This window comes from Bombilactobacillus sp. ESL1094 (assembly GCF_058107425.1).
Genome location: NZ_JBYLUM010000001.1, coordinates 720,524 through 740,759, shown reverse-complemented (window position 1 = coordinate 740,759; position 20,236 = coordinate 720,524). Strand labels below are relative to the sequence as shown.

Sequence of the window (20,236 nt, the reverse complement as noted above, 5' to 3'; positions counted from 1 at the left end):
TATGAACCCAAAATGTAAAACAGTTTTTAAATTAGGACTAATTTCCGATATTCGATCGGTGTTGGTCCTTTTTATTTGGTCTTGATGCTTTGGTGATTAGTAATGAATATATTTTTAATTCGGTCTCGATATGCATTTTCAGGTTTGATTGCTCTAGACTTTGGCTTCTTTGTTGAAGCAGCTTGACTTGTTGAGTTTAAGCTTTCGTTAGTCGGTCTTTCTCTCCTGTTATTAAGAGATACACACTTGCTTGTTTTGAGAGCTTTAATACCGCGTCGATCAATTAAAGCCACTAAATATATAAATAGTAGATTGCTAAATTAATAACTTTTCAGATAGTTTTTTGAATTATAAATATCAATTTTGTCTTATTGAGATAGCAATAAAAAATGCTTCCAAAAATTATTATCCTAATTCTTGGGAAGCATATTAATATTATAGTAGAATCATCTGTTGAAACCGGCATTTTCTTCAATCTTTGGTTCTTAGTAAAATGACATTTAATGATAAAAGTAGTTTAGACTTGCTAAAACTAAACTGCTTTTTTAGTATGTTGAGCTTTTGTAAGCTTAACATCTAATTAAAATTAATTAAAAATTATTTTTTTCACAATGATTGGGATTAATGTTTAAAATTAAATTAATTAAGGTGTTATCCACCTCTGAAAAAAATAACTTTAAATTTAAAAATATCTTTTTGAAACAGCTGTTATCCTTGATTTGACTTAATTTTTTGCCTAAAAAAATAAATAATGTAAAAAACATGGTTTAAAAGCATGCATAATGATGATATTATCATATAATGATTGTTTTATTAGTGTAATTAAAACTAAATTATAAATGAGATACCTATTTTTGGGGATCATTATTTATTTTTGTTAAATTAGCAAAATAATTTTAATTATATTACATAATCAAGAATATTAGGGGATAATATGAAAAAAATTCGGTTGATTTTTAGTCTGATGTTGTTTTCTTTGACAGTTATTTGTGGTGAACAGGGGAATCTGGTTCAGGGGGCTGCTAATGCGGATAGCTTTCAGCAAGACTTGGCGCAACTAAATAGTGGTTTGCCAGCGACTGGTGGTACGCCAGCTCGGTTCAATTCTAGAATTACTAGTGCTACGAGTTCGTTATTAGAAACAGATAAAGATGTTTCTGAAACTGGTTTCGGCGATGATGACAAACTCGAAGAGTTAGGCTATTCGAAAATTGACCCCTCCAAAATTAACTGGCCTAGTGATGGGATGTATGCTGATGCCACGAAAGATGTTCAACCAGGGGCGATTACTGGTGGTGATGGTACCGGAACCCAGAGTATTGATTCTGATGAAGATGGAAAAACCGTTTATGTACGCAATGTTTTGCAATTTTTACTAGCGGTTTACGGTACTAAAAACACGGGACCAGCCAATACTGTTGATGTTAATGAAGGTACTGGTAGCGATAAGTGTACTAGTTATAGTGATGTGAAGCGAATTATTATTGTTAATGACTTGGATTTTGTTTCGTCAGATGTGTTTAAGGATAATCCATTATTAAATAAGTATAATTTTGTTAATAGTTCTTTAAGTGGGGTAACTGATGTTCTTGGAGATGGTTCCGGTGGAGGTACTGGCAATTTTACCGTTTTAGCAGATCGTCCTGGTGATTCATCCGATAATCATAATTTGACGATTGTTGGTAATCATGGTCCGGATCAGAGTACGCCGAAAATTAATGCAGGTAACTATAGTTTACGTTTTGCCCGAAATACTTCAACACAAACCGATAATGTAACATTAGACAATTTAAAGTTATATGGCTCCACTTATTATGGATTTGTACGATTAGGAATTGGAGCTGCAAGTGTTTCTAACGAGTTTTATCGCGACGTTACGTATTATGGTTCACAATTTTTGTGGACAGCTAGTGGAACATCTAATGTTTATATTTCGGGGCACACGACGGCTTATTCTTTATATTATTATAAAAGTCCAGTGGATCAACGAGTTTATACGTGTCAAGGTTGGGGTAGTCAACAAGTTATGCAGGTGTCGAATGTTACCTTTGAACCAGACGCGGTATTTAATGGCTCGACTTATGATGGTAATGTGTTGGAATTGACGAAAAATGCCACGCTATTGAGTGATGCTGATAAGAAACAAGGTGCAGAGGTTAATCTCTATCCGCGCGGCAGTGGGGAAGATGCCCCCAACGGTTCCTCCGGACTTTATTTAATGAATACAGGTGTTTTAACATTAAATCCCGGGACCCATTTAAACATTGATGTCAAAAATGATTCGATGAAAGATTCCATGGCACAGTTAAGTGGTGATACGAGTGCTTATGATACGACCGCTACTTATAGCGATCCGTATTCCACAACTACGACGTCCAATGCGCTTTATATGGGCGGTACTGGTTCAAAAATTATTTATAACACAGGCGGTTATCAACAAGGTTCGGATGACGAAGCTATTAATGTGGAAAGTGATGGGGCTGATACTAAACCATTAGTTCAATTTGCTGGTGGTGAAGCTGATTTAGATCGTGGGGACTTTAATATTACGGCAAATAATCTGGGCTCTGCCAGCAATTCAGGGTTATTTACGTTAGGAGCTTCGACGGTAAATGTGCGTAAAGGTGGAAACTTTAATATAAAGATTGCGGATACGCCTGAGCAACCAAGTTCTGGTAATGTGCAGTTATTGAATGTCACAGGGACTACTGACATCAGCTTGTATAAACCCCAAGGTGTTGATTTGAATCTGGGTAATAACACGGGGACTTCATCAAGTATGGTTTCGCCGAGTGCGGCGACGGATATCAAGGCTTACGATATCAAAATGGCCGCCAGTGGGACGAATTCTAAATCTCAATCAGTATCGTTTGGCTTTAATGATTCTCCAAGCAATGACCAAAAGCCCGTACCAATGCAACACCTCAGTATTCCGTTCACTAATAGTTGGGGAGTTGGCTATATTGATTTGACGAAGTTTGTCCTAGCGACGACACCCGAAGACTTAACTGGTAGTCAGGCAGAGATTGGACGATTATTAACTTATTTGAATCAAATGCAAACCTCGGCTAGTTCGGGTCTTTCTAAAGAATTCCGTCACATTCATTTTTCAGAAATTGATGGGCCGGTGGAACACATGAAAACTTCGGTCATCGATCCGCGTTCCCGCACAGTTAGTGGGTCGTTAAATGCTTCAACCGATGATTTTCACCCGGATCCACCGATGCTGAAAGTGGTAGTTAATGATGGAGTCAAAGATTATGATTTGGGAACTGTCCGAAATGAAGATGCGAGTGCTTCAGATGCTGATAAGCAGGATACACAAGGCTATATTGTCAGCAGTTTTACTTCTTCTGGTGGGAGTTATAATCCTAATTTTAGCCCGTCAACGCCGGATATTTTAAATGACGACGACGACATTGCTTATAGTACAGCTACTGATGGCACAACCACTTGGGATCTTGGCAAGAAAGTTACAGCTGCGCCGTTATATTTAGCCAATGGTCAAGTTGTTACTTGGCCAACGGGAACAACTGACTTCTCCTTTGATATTGACCAAGCAGTGAAAAATTATAACGATAAGAATAGTGGTCAAACTGGTTTTACACCTTTAACCTTAAAACCCAATGATACAGTTAAGGTTAGTGCTGTTGCTAATAACCAAGAATCCGCTGCTAAAAATGTAGATATCAATAGCTTGTATTTAGGCTTTAACCAAAAAGCTGCTACGAAAGCAAACGTTTATCAAGGACCGAAGGTATTGCTGGGCGACAAAGTTTCTGTACCGTTAGAATATCAAGATGATATTAGCGACAAGAATATTATTCATTTAAAAGGTTACGATGCAGGCGACACTGGTAGTCTGAACACCACCACAGCCACGCCACAAACTGCGGATGTTACACCAGCTTCGACGGCCTTAGCCCAACATACTTGGGACGTTGGGCAAGTGACGCAAACACCAGGTGATCACACTTTGTATATTCAGGGCAGTGATGACCAACAAGGCCTTAGTCCTTATGTTAAGCCGGACGCTACTGGTAATTTGGCGACATCAGATCTATTACAATATAACTATCATGTCGAAAATGTGCCCGGCTTTAACGGTTATAAAGAATTGTATCAACAAAATGATTCTACCAAGTTACTAGATTCTACGACTAGCGCTGATCACAAAACCTATATGGCTAGTGGACACTATCTGGAAAAAGATTTGTATCAACCAAAGATTAGTACCGTCGGTTTAAAGGATTTTCGTTTAACTCAACCCGCCGATGATGGCAGTGGTATTCAGAAGGGAACAGCAAAAGTGATTTTGCATATCCCAAATCAAAAAGACCAGACGTTAACGAATTTTGCTTACGAAAAGACCTATACTCCCAAAGACTTTAATTTGTCCCAAACAAGTTTTCCTGCCGGAACGAGTTTTGAAGTGGATACGCCGGTGACTTATCAGAAGTCCAAAGCTGATACGCAATTAACTTTGCATGGTTCAACCTTACAAACAACGGATCCAGAAGCCCCCGCTACAGCTCCAACGCAGCAATTGAACTTAGGTGCTTCGGGTTCATTGACGTACAATAACCTATATGATGTGACTTTGACGGTTCCGACCAACATTGATTATGGTCGCCATACACGTAATTCGGTGAAAACGACAGACCAGTATCGTCCAGCCAATACGAGTAATAAGCAGACCGCTTACCAGTTGAAATATGAAGCACCTGCCAATGCCACCTTCCACTACACGGTGGGTGTGCGTTGTGATTCCAGTAATGCTTTGTTTAATTTGATTTATCAAGATGGTACTGCTGGTTCGGTGGCCAAAGTTATTAATAGTGGGGATGTGCCTGTCTTTCAAACAGGTACCAGCACGAGTTCACCAGCGAAGTTTGCCACGAATTGGTGGCCTTTGACTGGAGCAAAGAAAGGGATTTATCTCCAACCGACGCAAGATCAACCTGCGGCGAAAAAATACCAGTCCACGCTTACTTGGACAGTTAATAATACTTTGAATTAATTTGAAATTTAGCTTAGTAAAGAAAATGCTGCGTAATGATTCATTCGTACATTTTCTTTTTCTTAGCGTTAATTTACTTTCTTGTGAAAGCTCGTTACAATTAAGGCAAGCAAATGGAGGTTTAAGTCAATGAAATATATTCACGCAGCCAAGTTTTTTTTGAAAAATACGACTGAAAATGGTGGTTATTTAGCGATTAATGCTGATGGAACCTTTGGTCAGTACTTGCCAGAAGACCAACGTCCAGAAGGTGAGATTCTTGATTACGACCAGCAGTGGATTGCGCCGGGATTAATTGATACGCATATTCACGGACTGGCGGGTCACGATGTTATGGATAATGATCCGGCGGGCTTAGAAGCCATGGCGCAAGCTTTGTTAAAGTGTGGGGTTACTTCGTGGTTACCTACAACAATTACTGGTTCCAAAGCGGAATTAACGGCTATTTGTCAAACCATCGCGCAAAATTATCAACAAATTTCGGGTGCGAAAATTGCGGGCATTAATTTTGAAGGCCCATTCTTTACGCCGGAACATAAAGGTGCTCAAAACCCGAAATACTTTGGCGATCCGGATGTTGATACGTTTAACGATTGGCAAGATGCCGCTCAAGGTTTGTTGCGCCAAATTACCATCGCTCCGGAACGCCAAGGCGCGGTCGAATTCACGCGTACTGTGAGTCAAACGGGAGTAGTCGTGGCATTAGGGCACTCATCTGCCACTTTTGAGCAAGCCAAAGCTTGCGTGGAAGCGGGAGCCACAACATTTACTCATACGTATAACGGCATGAGTGGCTTGAACCACCGGCAACCGGGCATGGTTGGAGCAGCCATGAGTTTAAACAACGTTAATGCTGAATTAATTTGTGATGGTCACCATGTTCATCCTAATGCGGCTGCAATTTTAATTAAACAAAAATCGCCCGAACACGTAGTGTTGGTGACGGATTGTATGTCAGCCGGTTTAATGCCCGATGGGGATTACATGTTGGGAGAATTACCCGTTGTTGTGGCTGATGGTACGGCGCGGTTGAAAGATGAAACGCATAATTTGGCTGGTAGCATTTTGAAATTGAATGATGCAATTAAAAATTTGGTAGATTGGAACACGGTAACGCCGCAAGCGGCCATTCAAATGGCAGCTGCGACACCGGCCAAAAGTGTGCACATTGACCAAACTGCCGGGGCTATTTTGCCAGGACGCGCGGCTGACTTCATCGTGTTAACACCAAAGATGAAATTGCAAGCTACCTATTTAGATGGCCAACTAGCTTATCAAGCAGAGGCTTAATTCTTTATGTAACAATTGTTTGTGGCAGTTTTTCTGTTAGCTGAAATTCTTGGTTAAATCTGGTATTGTTTAAATTGAAAAAGAGCAGCGCCGGCGTTTGATATGATATTTGTGTTAAAATGCATATGGATATTTTGAAACATTAGTTTTACGCAACTTAATAATAAAAAAGACACCTAGTTTCCTTGGACAGTAACTAGATGCCTTTTTATTTCGCGTCAATAACAATAATTGGTGCTAGGATATTTTGAAACAATAGTTTCGCCCCCTACTGTTGCTGTGTCGGGGACGCAACCTACATATAATATCATGGGAAAATGCGCCCACATTTGTCAAGTTCAATCTCTTTAAATGGAAACTGTCTGTCAAACGACCAATGAGAGCACATTTTAAAGTCTATTTGCTTAGTAATTCTTTCCGTTCTGCTATAAGTTGTTCCAATTCTTGAATATCTTCAAGTGTTGCCCACTTTCTAACAAAGCTCCTAGCAGTTGATCGATTTCTTAAATATTTAGTATGATCGCGATTTTTTTCTTGCCATCGCTTATTGGCTTCGGTCTGTTTATTTTTGGCGTTTTCCATTATTAGTCTCCTTTGTATTATGAATGATTGACAGGATTGCTAAATCCTTAAGGGTACAAAAACTAAATTCGGCGATTATTAAATTAGCACTTAATTCATTAATTCCAGGAATACTACATAAAATCTCAAATTCAGGTAATGTTTGCGCTAATTGACTCATCTTCTGGATAATTTCAGCTTTTTTGTGCTTTGTTTGACCATCCAAACGAAACTTGCCACATCAATAATCGTATTGATTATTTGGCAAAGATCGTGGACATTCAAATGAAACAAATTGCTACTCCTTTAGGGTCTGGGTTTACAGTTTTTACACCATAAGCACCACTACCTTTCAGGAATAGCCACTGCCTTAGCTTAACTTTACAAGTTTTAGTTTAACATAATTAAAAGTGGCAAAATTCCGAGATTATTCGAAACTTTGCCACTTGTTAGGTGCTTTACTTTTTCACGGCTTTGAAACTCAGTAGATAAATAACGATGAACCAACCAATGGTCGCGATGGTGGTCCAAGTCGTTTCGGGAGTGAATAGTAAAATACCAAAAATAATTAACATAAAAATAATGGTTAAATAATCAGTCATCGGAGCACCCGGCATTAAAAAGTGTTGCTCGCTAGTTTGAAAGTTCTGAGAGTGGCGGTATTTGGCGTGGGTGCCCATTAAAAACATATAAATAACTAAAAAGCCGGCTGAAGCAATGGAAGTGATTAATTTAAACGCACCTTGAGGAAAAATATAATTAACAATCACGACCGCTGCTACTAATAAGGTCGAAAAAGAAATGGCCCGCATAGGTGTTTGATTCTTGTTGAGTTTAGCAAAATAACTAGTCGGTTTACATAAGGAATATAACATTCGTCCTGTAGTAAACAGGGAGCTGTTTAACGACGAAGCGGCGGCCGTTAAGACGACGAAATTGATAATGCCGGCTGCGGCCTTAATCCCAATCCCACCAAAGACTTGGACAAAAGGTGAGTGCCCCGCGCTATAGTCAGTCCAGGGTTGAATGATCATGATGGCTGCTAACGCGCCAATATAAAAAATCAAAATTCGCATAATGACAGAATTAATCGCATGCGGAATATTCGCCTGGGGATCCTTAGTTTCGGCGGCAGATACACCGACAAATTCGACACCCAAGAAAGAGAAAAATGCCATTTGAAAGGCGGAAATAATTTCTTTCAGATTGCCAGAAGTGGCACCAAAGCGCCACAAATTACTAAATTCGACGTAACCGTGATTGGTTTTGGTATGAAATAAGACCATGATCACAGCCACGGCAATAATCGCTAAGATGGCTACGATTTTAATTAACGCAAACCAAAACTCGGTTTCGCCGAAAGCTTTGACCGCCGTGATATTAATAAGATATAAAGCACCTAAAAAGATTAATTCCCAAATCCAAGCTGGCACATGGGGAAACCAGAACTGCATATAATTACCCACGGCAGTCAATTCGGACATGGCAATCACTAACCAACCTAGCCAATAGGTCCAGCCCATGATAAAGCCCCAGCGATCACCGAGATATTCTTTAATAAAATCAATAAAAATGATTTTATGTGTATCGGATAAAAGCAATTCGCCGAGCGCGCGCATCATTAAAAAAACAAACGCGCCTGTTAAAAGATAAATTACCAAAATTAATGGTCCGGCTTTATGAATGGATTCGCCTGAACCTAAAAATAAACCGGTACCAATGGTTCCGCCTAAGGCAATCATACTGACATGCCGTGCTGATAGGCTGCGCGAGAGCGCCTTTTTTTCTGTCATGAGAAATCCTCCTATTAGGTCTATGACAATCGAATTGTTTAAGCCTATATCATAGCACAAACTAGATGATAAGTGAAAAGTGTATGAGAACTTTGTTGGCTTATTCATACAAAATTAATTTAAATGAGTACTGAATAATCAAACCAGCCAGGTTAATCTATCTAAAGATAGTGATAATTGCAACGAGCGTAGCACAGTAATATAATAATTTTGATTATTAAAGAGGGTTATTATATGAAAATGACAATTCAGCAATTTCAAGATAAAATTGCGAACGCAGAATATCAAACTTTTCAGCAAACGATTAAATTAACGAAGCGTTTAGCTGCCAGTAAAGTAACGCCAGCGCTTCAGCAATTAACCCAGCAACTGGAAGAAGCAGTAAATGGTGGTTATTTAGCGCAGGGGGAGTTAACCATTGAAGGATTGGGCTTTCCGGTGGTTTGTAATTTACAACTCAGTCCCTTGAACTTGCCGTGGCAAGACGCTGCCAAAGTGAGTCATTTTTTTGATCGGGACGAACAAGTAGAATTAGCGTTTTACTTAGTAACGAGCTGTGAATTTATTAATGCTTCCCACTTACGGATTGATCAAGTGGCCACAGATGCTGCGGACTTACAGCAACAACAAGCTGCCATCGTGCAACTAATTATTGATCAATGTCGACAGGCGATTACTAATCAAACTCAAACAAAAGAGGCTGCAAAGAAATCATGATTACGACAAGTAATTTATTAATAATGTTGATTACTGGTTTATTAGCGGGAACTTTAGGCTCAATCTTAGGTATTGGTGGTGGCATGATTGTCACACCGATTTTGACGATCGCGATGGGCTTAGATATTAAGTACGCGATTGGGGCCAGTATTATCGTCGTCATTGCCACCAGTTCTGGAGCGACCATTTCGTTTTTAAAGGATGAAATGTTGAACTTACGGGTTGCCATGTTCTTAGAAATTGCAACGACAGTCGGTGCGGTAACTGGTGCGGCTTTAAACGGGATTATCCCCAAAGCAGTTTTATATGTCTTATTTAGCTTTTTGTTATTCCAATCTTGCTACAACATGATTAAAAAGCTCATGAATAAAAAATCTGCTAAAAGTGACCAAGAGGTACAACCGGATTATTTATCGCAAAAATTGCGACTAAATGGTAGCTACTATGATAAAGCTTTACAAAAGCCGGTGGACTATCAAGTCAAAAACGTTCCGGGTGGTTTCTTGATGATGTTAGCTGCCGGCATTGCCAGTGGCTTATTAGGCATTGGGAGTGGTGCTTTTAAAGTGATTGCGATGGATAACATTATGAAAATGCCACTCAAGCCGTCTAGTGCTACCAGTAATTTAATGATGGGCGTGACTGCGGCGGCCAGTGCGACGGTGTACTTCTTTAACGGAACGATTTTACCAAATATTGCGGTGCCATTAGCCTTAGGAGTGGTCTTTGGCGCGATGATTGGTAGTCGCATTATGCAGCATTTACATCCGAAAGTAATCCGGATTATCTTTATTCCAATTTTATTGTACTTAGGTTTACAAATGTTCTTAAAGGGATTTGGGGTGAACATTTAAATGAAAAAAGATGAGATGCAGGATATTGAATTAATCATTGGTAAAATTTTGCGTGTCGGGGTAATTATTTCCGTCATTGTGATGGCTTTAGGGATTGTGATGATGTTAATTCAAGGTAATAGTGGTTATCCAGGGCAGAGTCATCCAACCACCTTTAGTGCGATTTATCAGGGCATCATTCAATTCAAACCTTTTGCCGTGATGATGTTAGGTGTCTTTTTATTGATTTTGACCCCCGTGTTACGTGTGGTCGTTTCCATTTATGCTTTCTTTAAGGAACATGATTATTTATATGTAGCTATTACTACTTTAGTTTTAGTAATTTTAGCTTTTGCGATGATCGGCGGTTATCTAGCTAATCGGTAGATGAACTTAACTGAACTATAAAAATAACCTTAAGTTGTTTTGACTTAAGGTTATTTTTGTGAATTAATTTTCTTTTGGAAAACGAACTTTTTTAATAATTTTAAGATACCAAATAAATACTAAAGCATAAACGACTATTGCTATTAAAGAAATCACTATCAATTTGGGATCCCAACTTTTGAAAGTTTTACCAAAAAGAATTGCTAAAAATTTTTCAATGGGATCAGAATCAATGGAACTAAACATTTGTCCTTTGGATAAGCCTTTAGGAAAGTTACCCATGGCAATCGAAGTGGAAGTAATAAACTTGGAAATTGCAGTTGCTCCCCAAAGGTAAAGTGGTACTAAAACCGTACCGATAATTGTCATTCTAATGACACGACCTTGAGTTACCAGTAATAATGCAGGAGTTAAGACCGTCAAAATGATACCACCTAATGGTAAAACTTTATTACCTGGCAAGACCATGGCAATAACTAGCATGATAGGAGCTAAAATATTAGCCACTGCCCAAATTTCGGCTCGTGAAGCTAAAATGGGCCAATCGATCGCCACAAATAATTTTCGACCACGTAGTTTAGAACTCATAAATTTTTGGATACCACCAGACAAAGGTTCAATTGCAGGTCCAAACCAATCGCCGACGTAACCAAATAATTCTAAAGCAACACCAGCAGTAAAGGCTAGGGAACAAATATGAGCGGCACTTTGGTGACCTAATAGACCAATAAAGATTCCTAAATAAGCACCAATAGCAAATTTGCTTCCCCAAAAGCCAATTTTTTCATTAAGTGTGTCAGCGTTAAAATCAAATTTATCTACAAAAGGAATTAATAAATCAATGAGTTTATTAATTACCATGGCTAAAGGCATAATTAATAACGATGGATGCGCCGTTGTAGTGATGTTAGTTTCGTCATATTTTAATAGATAGTTAATGGTCGGTTTAATGGCATCTGCGTTAAACAACATCAACATCACAATGATGACAACAAAGAGTGAAGTTATAAAAATGTTATTACCAGAGTAGTGATGAATTAATAAACCAAGAATTGACACGTTCCAAATGTTAAATAAATCGACGTTTAAAGTATTGGTACATTTTAAAAAGAGCATTACGAGATTAGTTAAGATCTCTAAAAAAGCAAAATATAGTGTATAAATAGATCCCCAGGTAATGACAGCTAGCGGGGCCCAACCTAAATCTGTAATTGTTAGATTGACGCCGGTTGATTTAACAAAAGCATTTAAGGCTGGACCAAATGAAGTAGTCAATAATGAAATGACGGCACTCATTCCAGTTAAAGCGGTGGCCATTCTTAGGCCGCCTTCAATTGCCTTAGAAAATTTAACACCAAAGCAGAGGGCAAGGATAGTAATGATAAAAAACATCATGGCTGATCCGCCTAAACCAATAAAAAAGTTAAAACCAGCACGAATTGTATTAATCATAATGTTACTCCAATTCTATGAAATTGTGAGTAACCGGTTACGTAAATTGAGATTAAACAAAATATACCGCTTTCGAAACCAAAATGCAAATTTAAATAACACTTGACAAATTTTGTTGTAAACGCTATTCTAGTTTCCGTAATCGGTTACGGAATAAATTGAGGCTTAAAAATGACAACTTTAAAAGATATTGCACGCTTGGCTGGTGTTTCTACAGCAACAGTTTCAAGAGTAATGAACGGGAAAGGGGAAGCTAGTCCCCAAACGGTGAAAAAAATTGAAAATTTAATCAAAGATTTAAATTATCGCCCTAATCGTACTGCTAAAGCTTTATCTAGTCGCCGTTCTAACTTAATTGCGTTATTAATTCCTAATTTAAAAAATCCTTTTTTTAGTGAATTAGTGCAGCAAATTGAAGTGGCAGCTAATAGTCGAGGCTATCAAATTTATTTGTGCAATAGTGAAGACGATCGAGATAAAGTTAAGTATTATTTAGAAACAATGCAAGATAACTACGTAGCAGGGGCTATTATCAACTCTTTATATGTACAGCGTAGTGATTTAGATCAGTTAGAACAAAGTGGCATTCCCACAATTACAATTGATCGGACAAATTTGGAACATCCTTATGCTTCAATTGGAATTGATCATGTTCAAGGTGAATATTTAGCAACTAAAGCAGTTTTAAATAATAATCCACAGGCGCAGTTGCTCTTTTTATCTGGTCCAGCTGGTGAACAAAGTTCCAAGGATCGCTACCAGGGCTATTTGCGGGCTATTAATGAAAGTCAGGGTCGCTCTCTAGCCGTATTGTATGGCGACTTTACTTTTCAAGGTGGTTATCAGCAAATTGATCAATTTTTGCAGCACAATTTTCATTGTACGGGAATTGTTTGTTCTAATGATGCTATGGCTGTCGGTGCACTACGGGCATGTCAAGATCATAACCTAGTGGTACCGCAAGATTTACAAATAGTAGGTTATGATAATACCGATTTAGGTAAGTATACGAATCCGCGATTAAGCTCCGTGCAACAGTTTCAACCAGATTATTTTAATTTAATGATTCAAGAATTATTGCAATCAGCTGAGTCACACCAATATCTTTTAACACCAAAATATATTTCAAGAGAATCAACTCCCAAGGAGATCAATAATGAATAAAAAAATTGCACCATCTTTAATGTGTACCAATTTAGGTAATGTAGCGCGTGATGTACAAGAATTGGATACTGCTGGTGTTGATTATTATCATATCGACATTATGGACGGTAGTTTTGTACCCAACTTTACTTTGGGTCCGGACTTTGTACAAGCAGTGCGGCAGCTAACAACTAAACCATTAGATATTCACACAATGGTCCAACAACCGGAGCGTTTTGTCACTTTATTTCAACAAGCTGGCGCTGATATGATGTCCATCCATGCTGAAGCAACTAATAACTTGCAGGGAACTTTGGTAGCTATCAAAAATGCTGGTATGAAAGCCGGAGTGGCGATTAATCCCGCGACCCCTTTGAATGTGTTAGATTATGTTTTGCCAGTAGTTGACTATGTAGTCTTAATGACTGTGAATCCCGGTTTTGCTGGTCAAAAATTTATTCCTGAAATGTATTCTAAGATTGAACAATTAAAATCGAAAATCCAAGCTGCCAAATTAAATGTTGCCATTGAAGTAGATGGCAATTTAGGCCAACAAACAATACCACGCTGCGTAGCTTCGGGAGCTGATTGGTTTGTTGGCGGAACCAGTTCTATTTACCATGCCGGAAGCTCTTTAACACAAAACGTAGACAAAACTCGTGAATGGTTACAGGAGGATTAAAGAATGCAATACGATGTTGCGGTTTTAGGTAGTATTAATGTTGATATTAAGGCAAGGATCGAAAAATACCCTGCTTATGGTGCGACAATGACTGCTAAAAGTGTAGAAACTTTACCTGGAGGTAAAGGAGCTAATCAAGCCATCGGGGTAGCACGTTTAGGTGGTAAATTAGCTTTTATGGGCGCTGTTGGTCAAGATGGTAGTGGTCAACAGATGATTCAAAATTTGAAAGATTTTGATATTGACCCCCAGTATATTAAACAAAGTGCTGATACAGGTACCGGTAGTTTTATTGTTTGGTTGGATGACCAAGGTGAAAATACCATGGTTGGGACTTTAGGAGCTAACGCAACATTAACTACAGCTGATATTGATAAGGCAATGGCAGAAATTGATGCTCCAGTACTTCTCTTACAGATGGAGACTAGTCCTGAGTCTATTATGTCAGCGCTAAAAAGTGCTAAAAAGAAAGGCATGTTTGTGATTTTGGATCCCGCTCCGGCAGATAACTTTTTTAAAGAAGCTTTACCTTATGCAGATTGTGTTACTCCAAATATTCAAGAAACAGAAAAAATTACTGGTATCAAAGTTGTTGACCAAGCAACTGCACTCCAAGCAGCTAAAATAATTGCTGCTCAAGGGGTAGAAAATGTCATTATTAAGATGGGTAGTCAGGGTAATTTGGTGTATCATGCAGGGCAAATTGATTTTATTGCTGCTCATCGAGTTAAAGCAGTTGATACTTTGGGTGCAGGGGATACTTTTGCCGCTGGGTTGGCAGTTCACTATGCGCAACATAAAGATTTATTAGCTGCAATTGAATATGGTAACAAGGCAGCAGCAATTAAAGTTAGTCGAACGGGCGGTCAAAAGTCTATGCCCACAGCGCATGAAATGTTATAAGGATTGAAAGGGCTAATATAAAAGCTACTTAGCAGCTTAGCGATAACTATTTTCAATCTAAACTTTTGATCTCTGTATTGCCTAAAAGAAAAAATGTTCGTATCAATGATAGATTTCTAAAAAATTCTTGGATTTTAGAGATCACGTCATAATACGAGCATTTTTGTTTTGGCTGCTTTGCCTAAAGATTACTTTAAATATTACATAAGTAGCTATAGATAATAGTATCAATTAAATGAGGAAATTTTTGTTCTAATTCAGATTTGCGCAAACTAATGAAGCGTTGTCGGCCGTCGATGCGCACGTGAATTAAACCATTTTCACGGAGGACTTTTAAATGATGTGAGAGATTATTTTTTTTACCTAAATAGTCGAACTCACAGCAAGGGGTTTCACCATTTTGCTTTAATGATGCAATAATTTGTAAACGTAGGGGTTCACATAAAGCATTGAGAATTTGTTCTACTTTGATGGTTTGAATAGCTGGATGAGTAATTAAAGTCATTTTGTTAACCTCCTTGTTAGCAAACTCATTATAACTAAAGCGCTATCATAGTTCAATGTTCAATCGTTTATGAATTATTGTACCTTTTTTAAAAGCAGTCAAAATTATCAAAATAATTTTGACAAATAATTAATTACGCAATAATTGATTATTTTATATTTGGTTTTATTTCTTGTATGTTGAAAATTTGTTCAGTTACGGGGTGGAAATTTTTTAAATTAATCATCTTTTGCTCTGCGATATGGTGGAAAGCAGAAATAAAAAAATGCTCGTATTAATACGAACATTTTCTCTTTATATGCGTCAAAAGTATAAGTCGGTAGTTTCTTATGACAATTTTAATTGCGTCCGATTTCGTAATCAGAATCTTTCATTGCGGCGACTTTGCCTAAAAGATAGCCATTGCCGACTTGGGAAAAGAAGTCGTGATTATTAGTGCCGGTAGAAATCCCATTCATTACAATTGGGTTTACATTTTCTGCATTACCGTCCGCAAACAAGGGGTTTTGGCCAAGGTTCATTAAAGCTTTGTTGGCATTATAGCGTAAGAAACAGTTAACTTCCTGGGTCCAGCCAATTTCATCATAGAGTTGAGCAGTATACTTTTCTTCATTATCGTACAGTTGATACAGTAAATCATACATCCAATCTTGGAACTTACTTTGCTCTGCTTGGGATAATTCTTGAAAGCCTAGCTGGAACTTGTAGCCGATATAAGTACCATGCACAGATTCATCGCGGATAATCAGTTTAATAATTTCGGCCACATTGGTCAACTTATTATTACCGAGATAGTAAAGCGGTGTATAAAAGCCAGAGTAGAAGAGAAAAGTTTCTAAAAAGACGGATGCGACTTTCTTTTGCAGAGGATCACCGTTTTGGTACAAATTATTAATGATGTAGGCCTTTTTTTGCAAAAATTCATTATGATTCGTCCAATCAAAAATTTCTTCAATTTCTTCGGCAGTATTTAACGTACTAAAGATTGATGAGTAACTTTTAGCATGAACTGATTCCATAAACTGAATATTGTTGAAAACAGCAATTTCTTCGGGAGTGCGCGCATCTTGTCGTAAAACGGCAGCTCCATCTTGTGATTGTAAGGTATCCAGTAAAGTCAAACCACCAAAAACATGACCGACGACAGTATGTTCTACAGCACTTAATTCACGCCAGTCATCACGATCATTGGATAGCGGAATGCGCGTATCCAACCAAAATTGTTCGGTTAATTTTTCCCAAGTGGCCTTATCAACTTGGTCTTCAATTTGGTTCCAATTAATTGCTTGATAATATGTTTTCGCCATAATAAATCCCTTCTTAGAATAATAGTTCCAGAGAATCTCAGCATAGTACTTAATTTGGCAGATTATCCGCAGCTGCTAAGCGCTTCTTGTCACAACTTGGTTAAATTGTGTTCCAAAGAGCAAAAGACTCTATCTAACTACATCCACTAAAAAAGTCAAATGCAGACTTTTTAGTGGCTTAGGTTAACTTTTCGTCTTTTAAACGCTCTTTGCCACAACTTGTTAATTGTGTTCGCAAAACTAAAAGCCTATGTCTAACTACAATTAAACTTTCAAGTTCAAACCAAAACTTAAAAGTTTAATCTAGGTTAGCCTACGTCTTTTACCAGGTTTTGCTCACAACTTGGTTAAATTGTGTTCCCAGAAGCAGCAGTTTGCGTCTAGCTACGGTAAAGTTCTCAAGTTTAAAAACCAAAACTTAAGTCCTTTATCTAGGCTATACTCAACTGTTAAACGCTTCTTGTCACAACTTGTTAGATTGAACAGCTTTCACATTCATTTACGCCAATTTCTGAGTTATCATCGGTAAAGGTACGCACGTAATAAAGTGATTTAATCCCTTTGTAATAGGCGTAATTACGCAAAATAGTTAAATCTCTGGTGGTTTGTTTATTCTCCTCAGCGGGCGTTTTCCATTCGTACATACCTTCCGGAATGCTGGAACGAATAAACAAAGTGAGACTTAAGCCCTGATCGACATGCTCTTGCGCAGCGGCGTAGGTGTCGATGACTTTGCGCATATCGGTATCATAGGCAGAACGATAGTAAGGAATAGTATCGTTAGTCAGATGTGGTGCTGGAAAATATAATTTGCCGTTCTTTTTTTCTTGGCGTTCTTCCACTAACCAGGTAATTGGTTGCAAACTGGCACTAGTATCATCAATATAAGAAATTGAACCCGTAGGAGCCACGGCTAAGCGGTAGGCATTGTACAAACCAGTCGCTTGGACTTTATGTTGTAATAATTGCCAGTCTTTTTGAGTAGGAATAAAAATATCTTTAAATAAAGCTTGCACCTGGGGATCTTGCGGTGCAAAGGAGCGCTGCGTATATTTCGCAAAATAAGAACCGTCAGCGTACTTGGATTTGGCAAAATCGTGAAACATACTGTGTCGTTCACGGGCAATCTGATTGCTTTCGACCAAAGTCCAATAATTTAAGAGCATAAAATAAACGCTGGTAAATTCGAGGGCTTGTGGTGAGCCATACTCAATCTGGTGAGTTGCTAAGAAAGTATGCAACCCCATCGCCCCTAAGCCGATGGCGTGGTTCAGCTCGTTACCGTGTTTAATCGACGGTACGGCGTCAATTTGTGAATGATCGGAGACAAAAGTCAAAGCACGGGTCATGACGCGCACGGATTGACCAAAGTCTGGACTAGTCATTAATTGGGGAATATTCGTTGAACCAAGATTACAACTGACATCTTGTCCCAATTGCACGTAGTCTTGTTTGTCATTTAATAAAGATGGTGTTTGGACTTGTTGAACTTCGGAGCACAGGTTACTCATAATAATTTTGCCCGCTACCGGATTGTGGCGATTGGCGGTATCAATATTTAGAATATAAGGATAGCCAGATTCTTGTTGTAATTTACTAATTTCTAGCTCCAAATCACGTGCTCTAATCTGATATTTTTTGATTTTGGGATTAGCCACTAACTTGTCATACTCTTGAGTAATGTCAACGTAAGAAAAGGGCTGGTGGTATTCACGTTCCACACTGTAAGGACTGAATAAATACATTGGCGCGTCTTGGCGCACTAATTCATAAAATTTATCAGGGACAATAATGCCTAAGGAGAGGGTTTTGACACGGATTTTTTCGTCCGCATTTTCTTTTTTAGCAGATAAAAAGTCTAAAATATCGGGATGAAAAACGTTGAGATAAACAGCTCCTGCTCCTTGACGCTGCCCTAATTGATTACTGTAACTAAAACTATCTTCCAATAATTTCATCACGGGTAAAACACCGCTCGAAACACCTTCAACCCCTTTGATGGGGGCGCCAGCTTCTCGCAAATTAGACAAGGTAATACCCACACCGCCGCCAATACGCGACAATTGTAATGCACTGTTGATGTTACGACCGATGGAATTCATGTCGTCAGTTATTTGGATTAAAAAGCACGAAACAAACTCGCCGCGGCGCTTTTTACCCGCATTTAAAAACGAAGGCGTGGCGGGCTGATAACGTTGATGAATCATTTCATCAGCTAATTGGTGTGCGAGTTGCTCATCACCGTCTGCAAAATATAAAGCATTATTTAACACCCGGAGTTCATAATTTTCTAGATAGTAGGCACCATCGTTGGTTTTTAACGCATACTGATTGTAAAATTTGTAAGCAGCCATAAAGGATTTAAACTGAAAATGTTGTTGCAGTAAATATTGGTAAAGTTCTTTAATAAAAGCTGGCGAGTATTGCTTTAAAAAAGCTGCTTCTAAATAATCAGCTTGCACTAACTTTTGTAACTGGCTTAATATATCTGGTTCCATTTTCAGATTAGGTTGAACATTTTCTTGCCAGAAAGCCTGGAGTGCGGCTTGGTCACGATCTAAAGGGATCTGTCCGTTAACCGGAATATTTAATTCGTTATTTAGTTTAAAGTAATTAACTTTAGCGATATCAATGTTGTTTAGACTCAAGTTGCTCCACTACTTTCCTGAAATTTTTAACATCGGCCGCGGTGCCGTTAAATTCATAATCGAAAACAACGGGGACACCTAAGCCAGCAGCGATATCTTTGGCAGTATGAATGTAGAGTTCATTGAAGTTGCGATTACCACTGCCGACGACACCGACTAATTGTTGGGCATTATTTTGAAAACCTAAAAAGTCAATGACCGCATCCATCATATTGTCATCATAAGCGGGCACAGCTAACAAGTACGGACCGTTCATGACGTGATAAGGATTAGCATCATTAATCTCGTAAGCAGGTAGCTTAACTTTTTGAATAAAACGGCGGGTTTGACCAGTAATTGTATAGTAAGCAATTTGCATTATTGCACCAGTGCTTTCAATTCACTCGGGCGAAAACCAATGATCGGGGGCTGATTATTCGTGACTACGACGGGGACGCTTTGAAATCCTTGCTGTTTGAGGTAAGTTAAGGCCTGAGGTTGTTGATTAATGTTATGTTCTTCAAATTGAATTTGGTGATCATTCAAAAAACGTTTGGTCATTTTACATTGCATACAGCCATCTTTGGTAAAAATCTTTACTGATTGATTCATGAAAAAACCTCCTTAATGATGAAAAAATCACGGTAGTGCGCACCGATCAATTTTCGATTAAAAGTTTCACAGTTGAGTTGTACTGGCATTAGTTAACCAGTTGTTGCTGCGGAACTTTTGATCGGAATAACTGAGCCCAATTATAAAACCCTACTAGTCAAAATACAATATATTGTGTTTGATTCGAAATCGAACCACATGATAGTGTGGTTGCCAGGCTTGGATTTTGGGTAAGAAAAAAATAAAAAACATTTGTTCGCTGCATAAGTCAAGTAATTTTTTTATTAAGTTTTTTTCAATTACGCTGATGACAGTTACGTAGGTCGGAAGGTTTTCACTAGACTTGGACAGTGCAGTCAGTGTGAAAGTGAGCTATAATAAATCTAATTAAATTTATCTGGAGT

17 protein-coding genes are annotated in these 20,236 nt (G+C 38.4%); 8 read left to right on the top strand and 9 right to left on the bottom strand.

The window, feature by feature from the left end; all coding sequences use genetic code 11:
• The first annotated feature begins 934 nt into the window (after nucleotides 1-934).
• The gene (locus AC3B5S_RS03795; protein ID WP_489790087.1) at nucleotides 935-5,020 is read left to right on the top strand and encodes a hypothetical protein; all 4,086 of its coding nucleotides are present in this window, start codon (nucleotides 935-937) and stop codon (nucleotides 5,018-5,020) included.
• A 129-nt stretch (nucleotides 5,021-5,149) separates the two neighbouring features.
• Nucleotides 5,150-6,310 (top strand): N-acetylglucosamine-6-phosphate deacetylase, encoded by a 1,161-nt coding sequence (nagA, locus tag AC3B5S_RS03790; protein ID WP_489790086.1) that lies wholly within the window; start codon nucleotides 5,150-5,152, stop codon nucleotides 6,308-6,310.
• Between the two features lie 396 nt (nucleotides 6,311-6,706).
• On the opposite strand, the gene AC3B5S_RS03785 is transcribed toward nagA, so the two are convergent.
• The 3 genes from AC3B5S_RS03785 to AC3B5S_RS03775 form a co-directional block, all read right to left on the bottom strand.
• On the bottom strand, nucleotides 6,707-6,892 hold the full coding sequence (locus AC3B5S_RS03785) for a hypothetical protein (RefSeq protein WP_489757011.1): 186 nt from the start codon (nucleotides 6,890-6,892) through the stop codon (nucleotides 6,707-6,709).
• On the bottom strand, nucleotides 6,873-7,097 hold the full coding sequence (locus tag AC3B5S_RS03780; protein WP_489757719.1) for a hypothetical protein: 225 nt from the start codon (nucleotides 7,095-7,097) through the stop codon (nucleotides 6,873-6,875). Before AC3B5S_RS03780 ends, AC3B5S_RS03785 begins: the two co-directional genes overlap by 20 nt.
• Nucleotides 7,098-7,329: 232 nt before the next feature.
• On the bottom strand, nucleotides 7,330-8,664 hold the full coding sequence (locus AC3B5S_RS03775; protein ID WP_489774699.1) for an amino acid permease: 1,335 nt from the start codon (nucleotides 8,662-8,664) through the stop codon (nucleotides 7,330-7,332).
• 234 nt (nucleotides 8,665-8,898) lie between these two features.
• On the opposite strand from AC3B5S_RS03775, the gene AC3B5S_RS03770 reads away from it, so the two are divergent.
• The 3 genes from AC3B5S_RS03770 to AC3B5S_RS03760 are packed head-to-tail and all read left to right on the top strand — an operon-like array spanning nucleotide 8,899 to nucleotide 10,601.
• On the top strand, nucleotides 8,899-9,381 hold the full coding sequence (locus AC3B5S_RS03770; protein WP_489774700.1) for a hypothetical protein: 483 nt from the start codon (nucleotides 8,899-8,901) through the stop codon (nucleotides 9,379-9,381).
• The gene (locus AC3B5S_RS03765; RefSeq protein ID WP_489757014.1) at nucleotides 9,378-10,235 is read left to right on the top strand and encodes a sulfite exporter TauE/SafE family protein; all 858 of its coding nucleotides are present in this window, start codon (nucleotides 9,378-9,380) and stop codon (nucleotides 10,233-10,235) included. Before AC3B5S_RS03770 ends, AC3B5S_RS03765 begins: the two co-directional genes overlap by 4 nt.
• Nucleotides 10,236-10,601, top strand: a complete 366-nt coding sequence (locus tag AC3B5S_RS03760) for a DUF1634 domain-containing protein (RefSeq protein ID WP_489757015.1) — start codon at nucleotides 10,236-10,238, stop codon at nucleotides 10,599-10,601. It abuts the gene before it with no gap.
• A 63-nt stretch (nucleotides 10,602-10,664) separates the two neighbouring features.
• Here AC3B5S_RS03760 and AC3B5S_RS03755 read toward each other — a convergent pair whose 3' ends face one another.
• Entirely contained in the window at nucleotides 10,665-12,053 is a 1,389-nt protein-coding gene (locus AC3B5S_RS03755; RefSeq protein ID WP_489790085.1) for a PTS transporter subunit IIC, read from the bottom strand.
• A gap of 171 nt (nucleotides 12,054-12,224) precedes the next feature.
• On the opposite strand from AC3B5S_RS03755, the gene AC3B5S_RS03750 reads away from it, so the two are divergent.
• From AC3B5S_RS03750 to AC3B5S_RS03740, 3 genes are read left to right on the top strand one after another with little or no spacing between them, the layout of a single operon-like run.
• A complete protein-coding gene (locus AC3B5S_RS03750) occupies nucleotides 12,225-13,217 on the top strand; it encodes a LacI family DNA-binding transcriptional regulator (RefSeq protein ID WP_489769272.1) in 993 nt (330 codons plus the stop codon).
• On the top strand, nucleotides 13,210-13,878 hold the full coding sequence (gene rpe, locus AC3B5S_RS03745) for a ribulose-phosphate 3-epimerase (RefSeq protein ID WP_489769271.1): 669 nt from the start codon (nucleotides 13,210-13,212) through the stop codon (nucleotides 13,876-13,878). The genes AC3B5S_RS03750 and rpe overlap by 8 nt, the downstream gene beginning before the upstream one ends.
• Before the next feature lie 3 nt (nucleotides 13,879-13,881).
• Complete coding sequence (locus tag AC3B5S_RS03740) at nucleotides 13,882-14,781, top strand: ribokinase (RefSeq protein WP_489769270.1); 900 nt, start codon at nucleotides 13,882-13,884, stop codon at nucleotides 14,779-14,781.
• 193 nt (nucleotides 14,782-14,974) lie between these two features.
• Here the strand turns inward: AC3B5S_RS03740 and AC3B5S_RS03735 are convergent, their stop codons facing one another.
• The 5 genes from AC3B5S_RS03735 to nrdH all read right to left on the bottom strand — a co-directional run bounded on the left by AC3B5S_RS03735 (nucleotide 14,975) and on the right by nrdH (nucleotide 19,832).
• On the bottom strand, nucleotides 14,975-15,286 hold the full coding sequence (locus AC3B5S_RS03735; RefSeq protein WP_489757016.1) for an ArsR/SmtB family transcription factor: 312 nt from the start codon (nucleotides 15,284-15,286) through the stop codon (nucleotides 14,975-14,977).
• Nucleotides 15,287-15,624: 338 nt separating this feature from the next.
• A complete protein-coding gene (nrdF, locus tag AC3B5S_RS03730) occupies nucleotides 15,625-16,593 on the bottom strand; it encodes a class 1b ribonucleoside-diphosphate reductase subunit beta (RefSeq protein ID WP_489774701.1) in 969 nt (322 codons plus the stop codon).
• Between the two features lie 473 nt (nucleotides 16,594-17,066).
• A complete protein-coding gene (nrdE, locus tag AC3B5S_RS03725; protein WP_489774702.1) occupies nucleotides 17,067-19,241 on the bottom strand; it encodes a class 1b ribonucleoside-diphosphate reductase subunit alpha in 2,175 nt (724 codons plus the stop codon).
• A complete protein-coding gene (nrdI, locus tag AC3B5S_RS03720) occupies nucleotides 19,222-19,599 on the bottom strand; it encodes a class Ib ribonucleoside-diphosphate reductase assembly flavoprotein NrdI (RefSeq protein ID WP_489769269.1) in 378 nt (125 codons plus the stop codon). The genes nrdE and nrdI overlap by 20 nt, the downstream gene beginning before the upstream one ends.
• Nucleotides 19,599-19,832, bottom strand: coding sequence for a glutaredoxin-like protein NrdH (gene nrdH, locus AC3B5S_RS03715; RefSeq protein ID WP_489774703.1), 234 nt, complete (start codon nucleotides 19,830-19,832; stop codon nucleotides 19,599-19,601). The genes nrdI and nrdH overlap by 1 nt, the downstream gene beginning before the upstream one ends.
• Nucleotides 19,833-20,236 lie beyond the last annotated feature (404 nt).